The organism is Nocardia sp. NPDC004278 (assembly GCF_053602975.1).
This window is the reverse complement of sequence record NZ_JBSGEQ010000042.1, coordinates 1-14,550: the sequence shown is the minus strand read 5'-3', so window position 1 is coordinate 14,550 and position 14,550 is coordinate 1. Positions and strand designations below refer to the sequence as shown.

Sequence of the window (14,550 nt, the reverse complement as noted above, 5' to 3'; positions counted from 1 at the left end):
AGCAGTTCACCGGAAAGGAACGAAGTCACCATGACCACCACCATCACCCTGAACCCGCAGATCCTCGGCCAGGCCGAGAACGCCCATCGAGCGATGCTCGAGCAGATCCTGCGCGGCACCACAATGACCTACCACCAGTGGGTCGGACTCACCCTCGCCGCGGTCGCGGGCGGGGAAATCCAGCTCGACCAGCTCCTGTCTCGGCTGGCCGGTGCGCTGAAGACCGATGCGGCCACCGCGCGAAACGCACTGGCCGAATTGGCTGCCGCCGCGTTGATCGAGCAAGGCGACACCATCCGAGTCACCGACCTCGGAAAATCCCGTTTCGGCAGCGTCCGTGCGGATATCGACGGTGCGATGGCGCGGGCCTATGCCGATATCTCCGCCGCGGATCTGGCGACCGCCGGGCGCGTGCTCGCTCTGGTGACCACGCAGCTCAACGCGGTGCTGGAGACTGCGTGACACCTCGCCTGTGTCGATCTGCCGCCCGCGGGTACGCCTGAAATTACCGAGGCAGGGAGAACACGATGACGCAGCAGGATGTGGTCAACGCACTGTTGGATCGGGCGGGTGCGGGCTATGCGGCCGAGGCTGGAATCGCCTTGGCCGATAAACCCGCCCCGCTGTTCCAACTGCTCATGCTCACCGAATTGCTCAGCACCAGGATCTCCGCCGATATCGCGGTCGCCGCGGCCAAGGAACTGGTGAGCACCGGATACCGCACCCCGCAGCGGGTCGCCGATGCCGACTGGCAGGAACTGGTCGACGCGCTCGACCGTGCCCACTACAAGCGCTACGACGAAAGCACGGCTTCCCGCTTGGGTGCCAATGCGTCTCGCGTCCTGGACCGCTACGACGGCGACCTGCGCAAGCTGGCCGACGAAGCCGAGCAGGATCCGATCCGGACCGCCCAACTGCTGCAGCAGTTCCAGGGCATCGGCCCCACCGGAAGCGATATCTTCCTGCGCGAGGTCCAGGACGTGTGGAGCTGGGTCCGGCCGCATTTCGACGAACGCGCACTGCGCGGCGCCGAACGCGTCCGACTACCCACCGACCCGGACCGCCTGGCCGACCTGGCCCCGGAAAACCACACCGCCGACCTGGCCGCCGCGCTGGTCCGCGTCACCCTGGACAACGAAATCGCCGAACAGGTCCTGGCCGCCAGCTGAGGCTCAGGTGATCCGCACGTGTACCCGCATACCGGCAGCAGAGATCATGTTGACCAATGCGTCCAGGCTGAACAGCTGCGACCGACCGCAGTGCAGATCGGAGATCCGGGCGGCGCTCACGCCGAGCTGCTCAGCGGCGGCCTCCCGGCTCCAGCCGCGCGTGGCGATCCAGTCGGTCAGTTCGAATATCAGCTGCGACCGCAGCCGCAGGTTCTCGTGATCGCGCGGGGTGTCATCGATCGCATCCCACACGATGTCGAAGATCTTCTCGGCCATGCTGTGCCCACCTTCTCGAGCTGTTCGAGCAGTGACGGTGTACAAGTGGAGAGACCGTGCCCATCGTCGCAGCCGGTGATGCCGCACGCAGGGAACTCCGCCGAACACGCCGTAATTCCGGACCGAGCGTAGGAAGGTCGTGAGGTGATGCCGGACCGTGACGAGCAACAATTCGCCCAGGTGAGGCTGGCCGCGGGAGCGCTGTTCGTGCGCGATGAGGACGTACTGCTCGTATATTCGGCCGATAGGTGCCATTGGGAGATTCCGGGCGGCGTTGCCGCGCCCGGCGAATCACCCGCTGCGGCGTGTCGTCGCGAGGTCCGGGACGAACTCGGCCTGGACCGTCCGCCGCAGCGGCTGTTGGTGCACGACTGGGCACCGAAAGCCGATGACGACAAGATCATCTACATCTTCGACTGCGGTGAGCTCGGCGACGCGTCGGCGGTCAAGTTGTCGAGCGAACTCGAGCGCTGGCAGTGGGCGCGCGTCGACACCATCGACACCTTCGCCCGCCCCAGCCTGGCCCGCCGCATCTGGCAGGCCTTTCGCGCCCGCATGGAGGGCCACGCCGTCTACCTCGAACACGGCCAACCCACGCTCGTCCATCCGGGTACCGAGGTGGCGGCTCCCTCGTGGCTGGACCGTCAGGCCGACCGCGACCGCCATCTCGGCTGACCTGTCCAGTCAGGGCGTCGTCGCGCTACTGGCCGGATCGATGAGGATCTTTGCGTGCTCCTCCGGATTCGCCAGGGCGGTGAACGCATTATCGATGCCGTCCAGCCCGACGGTGCCGGTGATCAGCGGAGCCGGGTCGACCTTGCCATCGGCGAGCATATGCAGCGTGTCGCGGAACTCGCCCGGGTCGTAGCCGAGGACGAAGCGGACTTCGATCTCCTTATTGATGGCCATCGCGGGTTGGAAGCGGTCGGTCTCCATGCAGACGCCGACGACGACCACCCGCGACAGCGGCGGCGCGGCCGTGATGATCTGGTCGATAATGCCCGGCACGCCGACACATTCGAAGATGACCGGGCCCACCGGTGCGGCATTGAGCGTGTGTGCCACGCGGAACAGGTACCACCACGGCAGATTCGGGATGCGGCGCAGCCGTTCCATGGTGTCGAATCCGAGGCTGAGGATATCGGTGACATCGTTGATCCGGCCGCGTTTCGGCGCTGCGTCCCATGGGGATCCGGTCGCGGGATCGACCACGATATCGGCGCCGCAGCCGAGGGCGAGGGCCCGCCGGCGCGGGGAGAAATCGCTGGCGACGACGGTGCGCACGCCAGCCGCCTTCAGCATGCTGATAACCGCCAAACCGATGGGGCCGCAGCCGATGACGAATGCGGTCTGGCCCTTGCCGACCCGCCCCTTGCGCACCGCGTGCCAGGCGACGGCCATCGGCTCGGTGAGGGCGGCGTGCTCGGCCGAAAGACCGTTGGGGACCGGCATGGTCATGGACTCCTGGACTACCACCTGCTCGGCGTAGGCGCCGGGCGCCGCCGTCGAAAGGCCGGTCAGCTGTGGTGTGCCGTCGTGGCGCACGATGGGCAGCGCCACCACGGGGGTGCCCGGCCGCCACCGCTTGCGGCAGCCCGGCCCGTAATCGACTATCTCGCCACTGAATTCGTGCCCGAGCACCACACTCTGATCCGAACGCATGAACTGGTCGTATCCGGTGCGCCCGGCCAGCTCCGCCATCTCGTCGGCATGGGTGCGGGCATGCAGATCGGAACCACAGATCCCGCAGCGTGACACATTGATCAGTACCTGCCCGCGTCCGGGCACCGGTGTCGGAAGTTCCTCCACCGCGAACTTGGTATTGGTGACGACGGCGGCCCTCATAGACGAACTCCTCGGATCGGCGGGCACGAAGCTTCCCTTGCCGCCACCCTACTGCCGAGTTCGTGGGACACAGCGAAAAGCGCGCGACTGGATCAGACAGTCGCCCTCGCCGCCGCCGTCGCCGGCTTGGGCCTGCGACGAACCGTCACGCCCGACACCTCCGACCGGCTCGTCCGTGCCTGACGGAGACCTCAGGCATTCGTGATCACAAACGGCGGCGGCTCCCGCGTTGATACGGGAGCCGCCGTCGCGGTATTACTGACGCTCCAGCGTCGGGATCACCACGTCGTTCAGGTATTCCTCGATGCTGCGGCCGCCGCGCTGGGCTTCGTGCACGACGACCTGCTGTGCCGCCGCCCTTTGCTTCAGTGCCGCACGGGAATTCGGTTCCACACCGCCGCCGATTATCAGGTCGGTGATCTCGCCGGTGTCGAGGGCGCGCAACGCGTCGGCGTCGGCGATGCAGCCCTCGGCGGCAAATCCATTGGCGCGCAACAGCTTGATCGCGGTGTCGACGACGGCTTGTCCGCGGCCGATGGCAAGCACTTGCATGTCAGACTCCTGTCGGTACCAGTTCCAAAGGGTCATCGATTTCAAGGTGCTCGGGCCGTGCGTCCTTGGGGAGCGCGAGGAAGCCGAGGAACATCACGGCCAGTAGGCCGATTCCGAACCACAGCGTGTATTCGAAGGTGTTGGCGAAATTCACCGCGTTGGCTCGTTCCCCCGCATCGGTGAGCACCTGTGTCACAGCGTAATTGCCCGCATCGGAACTGCGGCAACTGGCCGGGATCTCGGTCGGATCGACCTCGGCGGACCGATCACGCACGCACGCAAGGAAATTCGTGACGATCTCCGCCTGTGCCGGTTCCGGCACACCGATCGTGGTCAGCTCGCTGCGCACCTGCGGCGTGACCGCCTCGACGCCGCGCGCCGAATCATGGTCCAGCTGACCGAAGAACACCACGCCGACCAGTGCGACACCGAGTGCGGTACCGAGCTGCTGCCCGGTATTGAGCAGTCCGGATGCCGCCCCCGCCGCACGCGCCGGTACCTGACCCAGCATGAGGTCGATGGTCGGAGCGACCACCATTCCGAATCCGGCGCCGGTGATGATCAGCGGAATCACCATCTGCCATGAGGCGATCGACGCACCGTAGTGCGCGGCCATCCACCCATAGAGCCCGAATCCGGCGGCATTGACCACACCACCGGCGACCAGCACCATGCGGCCGAAGCGCGGCGCGAGCACACTCACCGAGACGCCGGCCCCGATGCCGGCGCCGACCGCGAAGAACACGGCGGTGAGTCCGGCCCGCATGGCCGACCAGCCGAGACCTGCCTGCATGAACAGCGTCCACACCAGGAAGAACCCGCCGAGGCCGATCCAGAAGAGCAACCAGCTCGCGAGGCCGACCGTGAACGGCCGGGACCGGAACAGCTCCAGGTCGATCAGCGGGGATCCGACGGTCCGCGCGCGCCGCCGCTCGAAGGCAACGAAAACACCGAAGACCACCGCAGCGGTCGCCATCATCACGAAAGTCCATGCGGGCCAGCCCAATCGGCGCCCCTCGGTGAGCGGATAGGCCAGCAGCAGGACCCCGGAGATCGCCAGCAACATGCCGACCAGATCGAGCCGCGGTGCGGCCGCGGAGCGCGAATCCCGCATGACGATGCTCGCCGCGATCAATGCCGCGATTCCGACGGGCACATTGACCAGGAAGATCGGCCGCCAGGCCAGATCGAACAGATCCCATTGCACCAGCAGTCCGCCCAGTGACAGACCGACCGCGGAGGCCGAACCGCCGACGCCGCTGTAGATGGCGATCGCCTTGGCGCGCTCGTCCTTCGGGAAAGTGGCCCGGATGATCGCGAGGATCTGCGGCACCATCAGCGCGGCCATCGCGCCCTGGACGAATCGGGAGGTGATCAGCATGGTCGGATCCGTGCTGAATCCGCACGCGGCCGAGGCCAGCGTGAAACCGGTCATGCCGATCAGGAAGATGCGCTTGCGTCCGTAGCTGTCACCGAGTCGGCCGCCGGTGATCAGCACCGCGGCGAAGGCCAGGACATAGGCCGCGATGATCCATTCGACCTGCGAGTACTGCGCGTCCAGATCGGTCTGGATGCTCGGCACCGCGACATTGACGATGGTGACGTCGAGCAGGTCCATGAACCCGGCGGCCAGCACGACCGCGAAGGCGATCCAGCGGCGCGGATCGAGATGTGGTGGGGCGGCTGCGTGCGGGGCGATGTCGGTATCCACGGGAGCTCTTTTCGGTCGGTGGGATGTGACGACTCCTCAAAACTATGCACACGAAGTGATTATCAATCAAGTGTGCAATCATTAAAAGTGCGTTGATTGGGGTATGCTGGGTTGGTGACCGACGATCCGACCTTCGTGCCGCTGTCCGAGCATCCGGCCTTCCTACTCGGGCAGCTGGGCTTCCATGTCGGCTATCGGTTCACCGACCTGCTCGCGCCGCTCGGCATCAGCCCGCGCCACTACGGCACGCTGCGGATACTGCTCGCGAACGACGGTCAATCGCAGCAGCAACTGTGCGAGGCGCAGCGGATTCACCGCAATGTGATGGTCGGGCTCGTCGACGAACTGGAGAAGCGTGGACTCGTCGAGCGCCGCAAGCATCCGACCGACCGGCGGGCGCACGCGGTCTATCTGCTCCCGGCCGCGCACAAGCTGCTCGCGCAGGCCGAGGAGATCGCGGCCGGATTGGATGTGGATGTGACGGCATCGCTCGATCCCGAAGAGCGCGCGACGCTCGTCAAGCTCCTACAGCGCACCGCGATGGGCAATGGGCTGATCCCGGACATTCATCCCGGCCTCCAGGCCGGGTAGCGGCTGAGCTACGGCATCAGATCAGTACACCCGGATTGAGGATTCCGGCCGGATCCAGCGCCGATTTGGCGGCCCGCAACGCATTCGCGAACGGGTCGGGGCGCTGTCGGTCGTACCACGGTCGGTGATCCCGGCCGACCGCGTGATGGTGGGTAATGGTCCCGTCCGCACCCGAGAGTGCCTCGGAGACAGCGGCTTTGATGTCGTCCCACTGCGCGAGCGTGCTGCCCCAGCGACCCGTGGCGTAGATGCCGAAATATGGTGCCGGACCGTCCGGATACACGTGGGTGAAGCGGCAGGTCACCACGCCGGTGGCGCCGACCGACCGGATGGCCGCGTTCGCGGCCTCGGTCACCGATGCCTTCAGGTTGTCGAATTTGTCCCAGGTGCAGGCGGTTTCGAAGGTTTCGGTGATCATCGATCGGGCCGCGAGGGCGTCGCGCTGGTAGGGCATCCGCAGGAAGGACGATCGCCAGGTATCGGCCGCGCCCGAACTCGGTTGGCGCACGGCCGATTCGGTGTAGCGCGCGGGTTCGGGCAGAGTGCCGCCGTGCTCGGCGACCAACTCCAGCGCGCGTTCCATCCAGGTGCGCGTCGGGTGATCGGCGGATTCGAATCCGAGTACCAGTACGCCCCCGCTGGTGGCGGCACCGGCATTGAGAAATGCCTCGGCCGGATCGAGCAGTCGGCAATTGCTCGGGTGCAGACCGGACTGTGCGATGGCCCTGGTGGCGGCAACTGCCTTCGCATAATCGTCGAAGTGTGCGGAAGCCGTTGCGCGCCAACGTGGTCGGCCCTGTAGGCGCATCCACGCCTCGGTGATGATGCCGAGGATCCCCTCGGACCCGAGGAACATCCGGTCCGGCGACGGCCCTGCCCCGGATCCGGGCAGCCGCCTCGATTCGCTGATGCCCGTCGGTGTCACTACCCGCATCGATTCGACCAGGTCATCGATATGGGTGTACAGCGTGGCGAAATGCCCACCGGCCCTGGTGGCCAGCCAGCCACCGAGGGTCGAGAATTCGAACGACTGCGGAAAATGCCGCAGTGTCAGATCCGCGCCGCGCAGCTGATCCTCCAATGCCGGCCCGAACACTCCGGCCTGTATGCGCGCGGCCCGGCTGGTCCGATCTATTTCCAACACGCGATCGAGAGCGCTCAGGTCCAGGCTGATCGCCCCGGCGTATTCGCCTGCCGCCCGGTCGGAATCGCGGTTCGTGCCGGCCGAATCGGTCGATGACGTACTCGATAATCGCGGCTCCACCCCGCCGACCACCGACGTCCCGCCGCCGAACGGAATTACCGCGATATTCGCCCCGGCCGCCCAGTCCAGAATGTCGACGACATCGTCTTCGCCGCGCGGCCGAACGACCAGATCCGGCGCATTGCGCACATCACCGAGCAGATTGCGCACCACATCGCGAAATGCCTGACCGTGTGCGTGTGCCGCGCGATCGGCCGGATCCGCCGATACCAGTTCGACGAGCGAATCCGGCGCGGTCATCCGCGGTTCGGGCAGCCCGAGCGATTCGACCGATGGCGGTTCGTGTGGTGTGAGATCCGCCCCCGGCAGCATTGCCGCGACCCGCGCCGTCAGGGCGTCCAACTCCGCGCCGACGACCGCATCCTCGACATTGCCCCAGCCCCACCACGACCGCGTCCTCGTCGCCACGACCACTCCTCTCGGCGGTCCGATCGGCCGCACCACCGCCCGCCATCCTCGTGGAGCACCGATCGCCGGGCAAGCACCTGCGATATCCCGGGCCGACAGCGCCACCGAAATGCGGAGGCGGGTGACCGGCTCGACCGGACCGGCGCCTTCCGTGCACAGGCGGCGACGGTGACGAGCGCGATAGGCGGGGGTCCGATAAGCCGAGGGCAGGGGGATTCGTCGGGATCTGGATCGGGGTTGGTCACAACTGGTGCACGTTCCTGGCCTGCGCCCATCCGGCTGGCGAGAATGGCGGACAGTGCCCTGCCGAGCGGTCCGGGAATAGATCGCGCAGGACGCCGGTTGAGCCGTTCGACAACGTTGAGTGGGTTCGGCTCAAGTTTGAGTTGACTCCCGGCCGTAATCGGGTGCAGGATTGAGTCGACCACGCTCAGCGTTGCTGGGACCGTGCTCCGTGAGGTGCTTGGGGCGAGGTCTCGCGGCAGCCGAACACGGATGTCGCCGGGCGGGCAGATTGCCCGAAACCCGCGATTACCCAGCACCGACAGAAGTAGTTACGTCAACTAGGAGGAACAACCATGGCTCGTGCGGTCGGAATCGACCTCGGGACCACGAACTCGGTCGTCGCCGTTCTCGAAGGCGGCGAGCCGGTCGTCGTCGCGAACTCTGAAGGATCGCGCACTACCCCCTCGATCGTCGCGTTCGCCAAGAACGGAGAGGTTCTGGTCGGCCAGCCCGCCAAGAACCAGGCGGTCACCAACGTCGACCGCACCATCCGCTCGGTCAAGCGGCACATCGGCACCGACTGGTCGGTGGACATCGACGACAAGAAATACACCGCACAGGAGATCAGCGCGCGCGTGCTGATGAAGCTGAAGCGCGACGCCGAGGCCTACCTGGGCGAAGAGATCACCGACGCGGTCATCACCGTGCCCGCGTACTTCGAGGACTCGCAGCGTCAGGCCACCAAGGAGGCCGGTCAGATCGCCGGTCTGAACGTGCTGCGCATCGTCAACGAGCCCACCGCGGCCGCGCTCGCGTACGGCCTGGACAAGGGCGATAAGGAACAGACCATCCTGGTCTTCGACCTCGGTGGCGGCACCTTCGACGTCTCGCTGCTGGAAATCGGCGAGGGCGTCGTCGAGGTCCGCGCCACCTCCGGCGACAACCACCTCGGTGGTGACGACTGGGACGAGCGCGTCGTGACCTGGCTGGTCGACAAGTTCAAGGCCAGCGCGGGCATCGACCTGACCAAGGACAAGATGGCCATGCAGCGCCTGCGTGAGGCGGCTGAGAAGGCCAAGATCGAGCTCAGCTCGAGCCAGAGCACCTCGATCAACCTGCCCTACATCACCGTCGACGCGGACAAGAACCCGCTCTTCCTCGACGAGCAGCTGACCCGCGCCGAATTCCAGAAGATCACCTCGGACCTGCTCGACCGCACCCGTGCGCCGTTCCAGTCCGTGATCAAGGACGCGGGCATCAACGTGGCCGATATCGACCATGTCGTGCTCGTCGGTGGTTCCACCCGTATGCCCGCGGTGAGCGATCTGGTCCGCGAGCTGACCGGCGGCAAGGAGCCCAACAAGGGCGTGAACCCGGACGAGGTCGTCGCCGTCGGCGCCGCCCTGCAGGCCGGTGTGCTCAAGGGTGAGGTCAAGGACGTCCTGCTGCTCGATGTGACCCCGCTGTCGCTGGGCATCGAGACCAAGGGTGGCGTGATGACCAAGCTCATCGAGCGCAACACCACCATTCCGACCAAGCGTTCGGAGACCTTCACCACCGCCGACGACAACCAGCCGTCGGTGCAGATCCAGGTGTTCCAGGGTGAGCGCGAGATCGCTTCGCACAACAAGCTGCTCGGCTCCTTCGAGCTGACCGGTATCCCCCCGGCCCCGCGCGGCGTGCCGCAGATCGAGGTCACCTTCGATATCGACGCCAACGGCATCGTGCACGTGACCGCGAAGGACAAGGGCACCGGCAAGGAGAACACGATCAAGATCCAGGACGGCTCCGGCCTGTCCAAGGAGGAGATCGACCGGATGGTCAAGGACGCCGAGGCGCACGCTGCCGAGGACAAGGCCCGCCGCGAGGAGGCCGAGACCCGCAACCAGGCCGAGTCGCTGGTGCACCAGACCGAGAAGTTCATCAAGGAGAACGAGGACAAGGTCCCGGCGGACGTCAAGACCAAGGTCGAGGCGGCCATCGCCGAGGCGAACGAGGCGCTCAAGGGCACCGATATCGCCGCGGTGAAGTCCGCGGTGGAGAAGCTCGCGACCGAATCGCAGGCGCTGGGCCAGGCCATCTACGAGGCGTCGGCGGCCGAGTCCGCTGCCTCCGGCAATGGCGCCGCCAGCTCCTCGGCTGGTGACGATCAGGTTGTGGACGCCGAAGTTGTGGACGAGCCGGTCGACACGGAGAAGAAGTGACACAGGGAAACTCCGAACAGGAGCCGATCACCTTCGTCGACAATCGTGGAATCGATCCGCAGGAGCGGAGCCAGCGGAGCGACCAGTCGGCACAGACAGGTGAGGTTCGGGAACCGGCGGCGGCAGAGCCCGCCGCCGGGCCCGGCCCGGAAGCCGGGAACGGCACCGAACCCCTCCTCGGTAACGATGTGGGCGCCGACGTCCTGGCCGAGACCATCACCAAGGAGCTGGCCGAGCGCACCGCCGATCTGCAGCGGCTGACCGCCGAATACGCCAACTACCGGCGGCGGGTCGAGCGGGACCGACAGGCGACCATCGAGGCGGCCAAGGCCGCCGTGGTCTCCGAATTGCTCGGTGTCCTCGACGATCTCGATCGTGCGCGCGCCCACGGCGACCTCGAAACCGGACCGCTCAAGTCGGTCGCGGACAAGCTCGCCGATGCGCTGCACAAGCAGGGTCTGCAGGAATTCGGTACCGAGGGCGAGCCCTTCGACCCGACCCTGCACGAGGCCGTGCAGCACGAGGGCGACGGACACGACCCGGTGATCGGTGTAGTTATGCGCAAGGGCTATCGGTTCGGCGATCGGGTGCTTCGGCACGCGCTCGTCGGGGTAACCGATGGCGTGGCCGATCTGGTCGAAGAAGAGGCATCCGATGATGCCAATGCGAACAACCAATAAGAACCCGAGAGGAGGAGATGCCCGGTGAGTCAACGGGAGTGGATCGAAAAGGACTTCTACAAGGAGCTGGGTGTCTCCTCCAGCGCCTCGCAGGACGAGATCAAGAAGGCGTATCGCAAACTCGCTCGTGACTTGCATCCGGATGCCAACCCCGGCGATACCAAGGCCGAGGAGCGGTTCAAGACCGTCAGTGAGGCCCATGCCGTGCTGTCGGATCCGGCCAAGCGCAAGGAGTACGACGACACCCGAAAGCTGTTCGCGGGTGGCGGATACGGGCGCGGTGGCTTCACTCCCGGTACGGGCGGCGGCTTCTCGCAGGACTTCAATATCGGCGACATCTTCGGCCAGGCGAATGCGGGCGACGGTGGCCTCGGTGACCTGCTGGGTGGGCTGTTCAACCGGGGCGGCACGCGAACCTCGAGCCGCCCGCGCCGCGGTGCGGATGTGGAGACCGAGACGACCCTCGGGTTCCGCGAGGCCGCGCAGGGCGTCACCGTTCCGCTGCGGATGACCAGTCCGTCGCCGTGTACCACCTGTCACGGCAGCGGCGCCAAGCCGGGAACCAGTCCGCGAGTCTGTCCCGTATGCAATGGCAACGGCGTGATCAGCCGCAACCAGGGTGCGTTCGGCTTCAGCGAGCCGTGCGACGAATGCCGTGGTACCGGCTCGATCATCGATGACCCGTGCGTCGACTGCCACGGCAGCGGCATCCAGAATCGGACGCGCACCATCACGGTGCGGATTCCGCCCGGTGTCAGCGACGGGCAGAAGATCCGGCTGGCCGGACAGGGTGAGGCCGGGCTGCGTGGTGCGCCCTCGGGTGACCTCTATGTGACCGTGCACGTCAGCCAGGACAAGGTCTTCGGCCGCAATGGCGATGACCTGACCCTGGTGCTGCCGGTCAGTTACAGTGAATTGGTGCTGGGCACAACGGTTTCCGTGCCCACGCTGGAAGGGCGCGTCGGCGTCAAGGTGCCGCCCGGCACCGCGGACGGCCGCATCCTGCGGGTGCGTGGCCGTGGCGTGCCCAAGCGCGGCCCCGCCGGCGGGGCGGGCGATCTGCTCGTCACCGTCAAGGTGGCCGTGCCGCAGAAGCTGGACGACAATGCCACCGAGGCGCTCAAGCGGTTCGCGGAGGCGGAGAAGACCAGCGGGTTCGATCCGCGTGCAGGATGGGCAGGTGCGTGATGTCCGATAATCCGAAGCAGGCATCCGGTGGGTCCGCGCGGGCCGAGTTCTTCATGATCTCGGTCGCGGCCCAGCTGGCGGGTATGCACGCGCAGACACTGCGCACGTATGACCGCCTGGGACTGGTTACGCCGCAACGGACTTCGGGTGGCGGTCGACGTTATTCGGCACGGGACGTCGAGCTGCTGCGCGAGGTGCAGCGGCTGTCCCAGGACGAGGGCGTCAACCTGGCGGGCATCAAGCGCATCATCGAACTCACCAATCAGGTCGAGGAACTGCAACAGCGGGTCGCCGAAATGTCGGCCGAGCTGGATCGGCTGCGCGCGGGGTACCGCCCCGATCTCGCGCCGCCGCAACGCAGTACCGCACTGGTGGTGTGGAAGCCGCGCAATCGGCGCTGAAAGGCGTTTCGGCAAAAGCAACGGCTCCGGGATTCGGTACACAACCGAGCTCGGAGCCGTTGTCATTTCGCCGATGGGTAAATGCGTTATGCGGCAACGCCGTAACCGCTGCCGCGGCGAATAACTGCTGGCAGTACTCGAGCAAACTCCTGACTTCGGATTTCGGCATCCGGCAGGTGGTTCGTGGCTGCGCGGCGTCGGCTCGCCACCGATGGGGTTGCCGATGATGTGCCGACCTGTGAAGTTTGCTGCGGGCGGTATTTCAGCAAACTATTCGCCGGATCGCCCGTGCGATTTCGTCGGTCGCCAAGTCGGCGGGATGCGCGGCGTTTGCCCGAGCCGGGTAAGCGGTTGCGGCGCGCGGATTGCCGAGGAATCGCTCTCGGAGGCGCAATGGGATGAATCTTGCAAAACGGGCCGTGCGAAACCGGCAGTTATGTGACGGATTTCGCCGCCGTGTTCGTTCTTTCGGTTTGTTTTCAAGGGTTTTCGTGGTGTTGACCGCCGTTTCAACCGAATTACATGCTTGATGTTTATCCGACTGATTCCGTAGCTGGCAAACCTCGCCTACACTCGTTCGCATTGGCTGCTGTCGAGTGTCCCGCAGCACCTCACTTGTCGGCCACGGATTGTGTTCGAGCGCAAAAAGGGGTTGTGACACAAATGGATTCGCGGACGGTCGCTTTGATCAGAACAACGTTCAAGGCGGTTGCTGCGGAGGAGGGCGGCCCCGCCAAACTAGCCAGTTCGTTCTACGCAATCCTTTTCACCAACTACCCCGCCGCAAGGGACTTTTTTCCGGCGGCCATGGACGCGCAGCGTGACCGATTGGTCAAGGCCATCTCCTATGCGCTGGATCGGCTCGAGGAGCCGGACAAACTATTGCCATTCCTCGCCCAACTCGGGCGGGATCACCGCAAGTACGGTGTACAGGCCGCGCACTACACCGCCGTGGCCACCTCGCTGAAGTCCGCGATGCGGATCTTCGCGGGCGCCGAGATGTGGACCGACGAGGTCGACCGGGCGTGGGATGAGGGCCTGAAGATCATCGGCGACACCATGATCGGCGCGGCCGAACAGGAATCGGCGCCATCGGTCTGGTCCGGAACCGTCGTCGAGTGCCGCGAGGTGCTGCGCAATCTCGCCGTCGTCCGGCTGCAATTAGATCAGCCGATGCAGTACGCCGCTGGCCAGTACATCAGCGTGCAGATTCCGTCCCGGCCGCGCATGTGGCGCTATATGTCCCCGGCAGTGCCCGCGAATGCGAACGGGGAGATCGAATTCCATGTCCGCGGAGTGCTAGGCGGCTGGGTCAGTCCGGCCATCGTCGGCCACACCGCCGTCGGTGACCAGTGGTTCCTCGGTTCACCCCTGGGCGGACTCGGCATACCACGCAATGTGAAACGCAAAATGCTGATGGTCGGCTGCGGTACCGGCATCGCACCCCTGCGCGCCCAGCTCATGGCGATGGCACAGCGGCGCATCAATCCTCGGGTGCACCTGTTCGTCGGCGGACACCATCCCTGTGATCTCTATGATCTGGAGATCCTGAGCCAACTGGCCACCGCCAATAAGTGGCTCACCGTCACCCCGGTCACCGAGAGCGATGAAAACCCCTGGTGGTATCTGGATTCCGGCGAGCCCGAACGCATCTGGCCGGGCCTGGATGCCCGGGTGACCGGCCAGATCGGCAAGGTCGTCGCCAGTTACGGTTCCTGGGCCGACCGGGATGTGCAGATCGTCGGCTCACCCTCGATGGTGCAGACCACCAAGTTCCGATTGATGGCCGCCGGTACCCAAACCAAGAACATCCGCCACGACCCGCTCTTCTGAATCTTTGGCCGCGCCTCCGGCGCGGCGTGTTCGCGGCCCCCTGTTGTCTCGCGTCCGAGCCGTCGAGACTTGCGACTGCGTCGCATGCGCTTCGACGACTCGGACGCGCCATATGGCCGATATGGGCTTCCTGCCCCAGGTCACCAAGCTGCTCGACCGGACGCCGAAAGACGGTCAGCGACTGCTGTTCTCGGCCACCCTCG

14 protein-coding genes are annotated in these 14,550 nt (G+C 65.9%); 9 read left to right on the top strand and 5 right to left on the bottom strand.

Annotation, left to right across the window (positions count from 1 at the left end):
- Positions 1–30 precede the first annotated feature (30 nt).
- Both ACWEO2_RS37905 and ACWEO2_RS37900 read left to right on the top strand, forming a co-directional pair.
- Positions 31–462 carry a hypothetical protein gene (locus ACWEO2_RS37905; protein WP_452409774.1) on the top strand — a complete coding sequence of 144 codons (432 nt, stop codon included), beginning with the start codon at positions 31–33 and terminating at the stop codon, positions 460–462.
- 65 nt (positions 463–527) lie between these two features.
- Positions 528–1,169: an endonuclease gene (locus tag ACWEO2_RS37900; protein ID WP_452409773.1), complete on the top strand. Its 642-nt coding sequence runs from the start codon at positions 528–530 to the stop codon at positions 1,167–1,169.
- Positions 1,170–1,172: 3 nt separating this feature from the next.
- Here the strand turns inward: ACWEO2_RS37900 and ACWEO2_RS37895 are convergent, their stop codons facing one another.
- The gene (locus ACWEO2_RS37895) at positions 1,173–1,445 is read right to left on the bottom strand and encodes a helix-turn-helix domain-containing protein (RefSeq protein WP_452409772.1); all 273 of its coding nucleotides are present in this window, start codon (positions 1,443–1,445) and stop codon (positions 1,173–1,175) included.
- A gap of 147 nt (positions 1,446–1,592) precedes the next feature.
- Here ACWEO2_RS37895 and ACWEO2_RS37890 point away from each other — a divergent pair, with 147 nt between their 5' ends.
- Complete coding sequence (locus ACWEO2_RS37890) at positions 1,593–2,120, top strand: NUDIX domain-containing protein (RefSeq protein WP_452409771.1); 528 nt, start codon at positions 1,593–1,595, stop codon at positions 2,118–2,120.
- A gap of 9 nt (positions 2,121–2,129) precedes the next feature.
- Here the strand turns inward: ACWEO2_RS37890 and ACWEO2_RS37885 are convergent, their stop codons facing one another.
- From ACWEO2_RS37885 to ACWEO2_RS37875, 3 genes are all read right to left on the bottom strand, one after another.
- Positions 2,130–3,290 (bottom strand): zinc-binding dehydrogenase, encoded by a 1,161-nt coding sequence (locus tag ACWEO2_RS37885; protein ID WP_452409770.1) that lies wholly within the window; start codon positions 3,288–3,290, stop codon positions 2,130–2,132.
- Between the two features lie 255 nt (positions 3,291–3,545).
- Positions 3,546–3,842, bottom strand: coding sequence for a hypothetical protein (locus ACWEO2_RS37880; protein ID WP_452409769.1), 297 nt, complete (start codon positions 3,840–3,842; stop codon positions 3,546–3,548).
- 1 nt (position 3,843) lies between these two features.
- Positions 3,844–5,553, bottom strand: a complete 1,710-nt coding sequence (locus ACWEO2_RS37875) for an MFS transporter (protein ID WP_452409768.1) — start codon at positions 5,551–5,553, stop codon at positions 3,844–3,846.
- A 114-nt stretch (positions 5,554–5,667) separates the two neighbouring features.
- Here ACWEO2_RS37875 and ACWEO2_RS37870 point away from each other — a divergent pair, with 114 nt between their 5' ends.
- Complete coding sequence (locus tag ACWEO2_RS37870) at positions 5,668–6,144, top strand: MarR family winged helix-turn-helix transcriptional regulator (RefSeq protein ID WP_452409767.1); 477 nt, start codon at positions 5,668–5,670, stop codon at positions 6,142–6,144.
- Positions 6,145–6,160: 16 nt separating this feature from the next.
- On the opposite strand, the gene ACWEO2_RS37865 is transcribed toward ACWEO2_RS37870, so the two are convergent.
- Entirely contained in the window at positions 6,161–7,816 is a 1,656-nt protein-coding gene (locus ACWEO2_RS37865) for an FAD-binding oxidoreductase (RefSeq protein ID WP_452409766.1), read from the bottom strand.
- A 578-nt stretch (positions 7,817–8,394) separates the two neighbouring features.
- Between ACWEO2_RS37865 and dnaK the strand changes: the two genes are divergently transcribed.
- The 5 genes from dnaK (at position 8,395) to ACWEO2_RS37840 (ending at position 14,347) form a co-directional block, all read left to right on the top strand.
- On the top strand, positions 8,395–10,245 hold the full coding sequence (dnaK, locus tag ACWEO2_RS37860) for a molecular chaperone DnaK (protein ID WP_355181583.1): 1,851 nt from the start codon (positions 8,395–8,397) through the stop codon (positions 10,243–10,245).
- Positions 10,242–10,925: a nucleotide exchange factor GrpE gene (grpE, locus tag ACWEO2_RS37855; RefSeq protein ID WP_452409765.1), complete on the top strand. Its 684-nt coding sequence runs from the start codon at positions 10,242–10,244 to the stop codon at positions 10,923–10,925. Before dnaK ends, grpE begins: the two co-directional genes overlap by 4 nt.
- Before the next feature lie 24 nt (positions 10,926–10,949).
- Positions 10,950–12,113, top strand: a complete 1,164-nt coding sequence (gene dnaJ, locus ACWEO2_RS37850; protein WP_354954772.1) for a molecular chaperone DnaJ — start codon at positions 10,950–10,952, stop codon at positions 12,111–12,113.
- The gene (locus ACWEO2_RS37845) at positions 12,113–12,514 is read left to right on the top strand and encodes a heat shock protein transcriptional repressor HspR (RefSeq protein ID WP_355181587.1); all 402 of its coding nucleotides are present in this window, start codon (positions 12,113–12,115) and stop codon (positions 12,512–12,514) included. Before dnaJ ends, ACWEO2_RS37845 begins: the two co-directional genes overlap by 1 nt.
- A 663-nt stretch (positions 12,515–13,177) precedes the next feature.
- Complete coding sequence (locus tag ACWEO2_RS37840; RefSeq protein WP_452409764.1) at positions 13,178–14,347, top strand: globin domain-containing protein; 1,170 nt, start codon at positions 13,178–13,180, stop codon at positions 14,345–14,347.
- Positions 14,348–14,550: the final 203 nt, after the last annotated feature.

Coding starts and splice junctions, on each gene's coding strand:
- ACWEO2_RS37880 (WP_452409769.1), bottom strand. CDS start 3,842: ATGCAAGTGCTTGCCATCGGCCGCGGACAAGCCGTCGTCGACACCGCG.
- ACWEO2_RS37840 (WP_452409764.1), top strand. CDS start 13,178: ATGGATTCGCGGACGGTCGCTTTGATCAGAACAACGTTCAAGGCGGTT.
- ACWEO2_RS37900 (WP_452409773.1), top strand. CDS start 528: ATGACGCAGCAGGATGTGGTCAACGCACTGTTGGATCGGGCGGGTGCG.
- ACWEO2_RS37905 (WP_452409774.1), top strand. CDS start 31: ATGACCACCACCATCACCCTGAACCCGCAGATCCTCGGCCAGGCCGAG.
- ACWEO2_RS37885 (WP_452409770.1), bottom strand. CDS start 3,290: ATGAGGGCCGCCGTCGTCACCAATACCAAGTTCGCGGTGGAGGAACTT.
- ACWEO2_RS37890 (WP_452409771.1), top strand. CDS start 1,593: ATGCCGGACCGTGACGAGCAACAATTCGCCCAGGTGAGGCTGGCCGCG.
- dnaK (WP_355181583.1), top strand. CDS start 8,395: ATGGCTCGTGCGGTCGGAATCGACCTCGGGACCACGAACTCGGTCGTC.
- ACWEO2_RS37845 (WP_355181587.1), top strand. CDS start 12,113: ATGTCCGATAATCCGAAGCAGGCATCCGGTGGGTCCGCGCGGGCCGAG.
- ACWEO2_RS37895 (WP_452409772.1), bottom strand. CDS start 1,445: ATGGCCGAGAAGATCTTCGACATCGTGTGGGATGCGATCGATGACACC.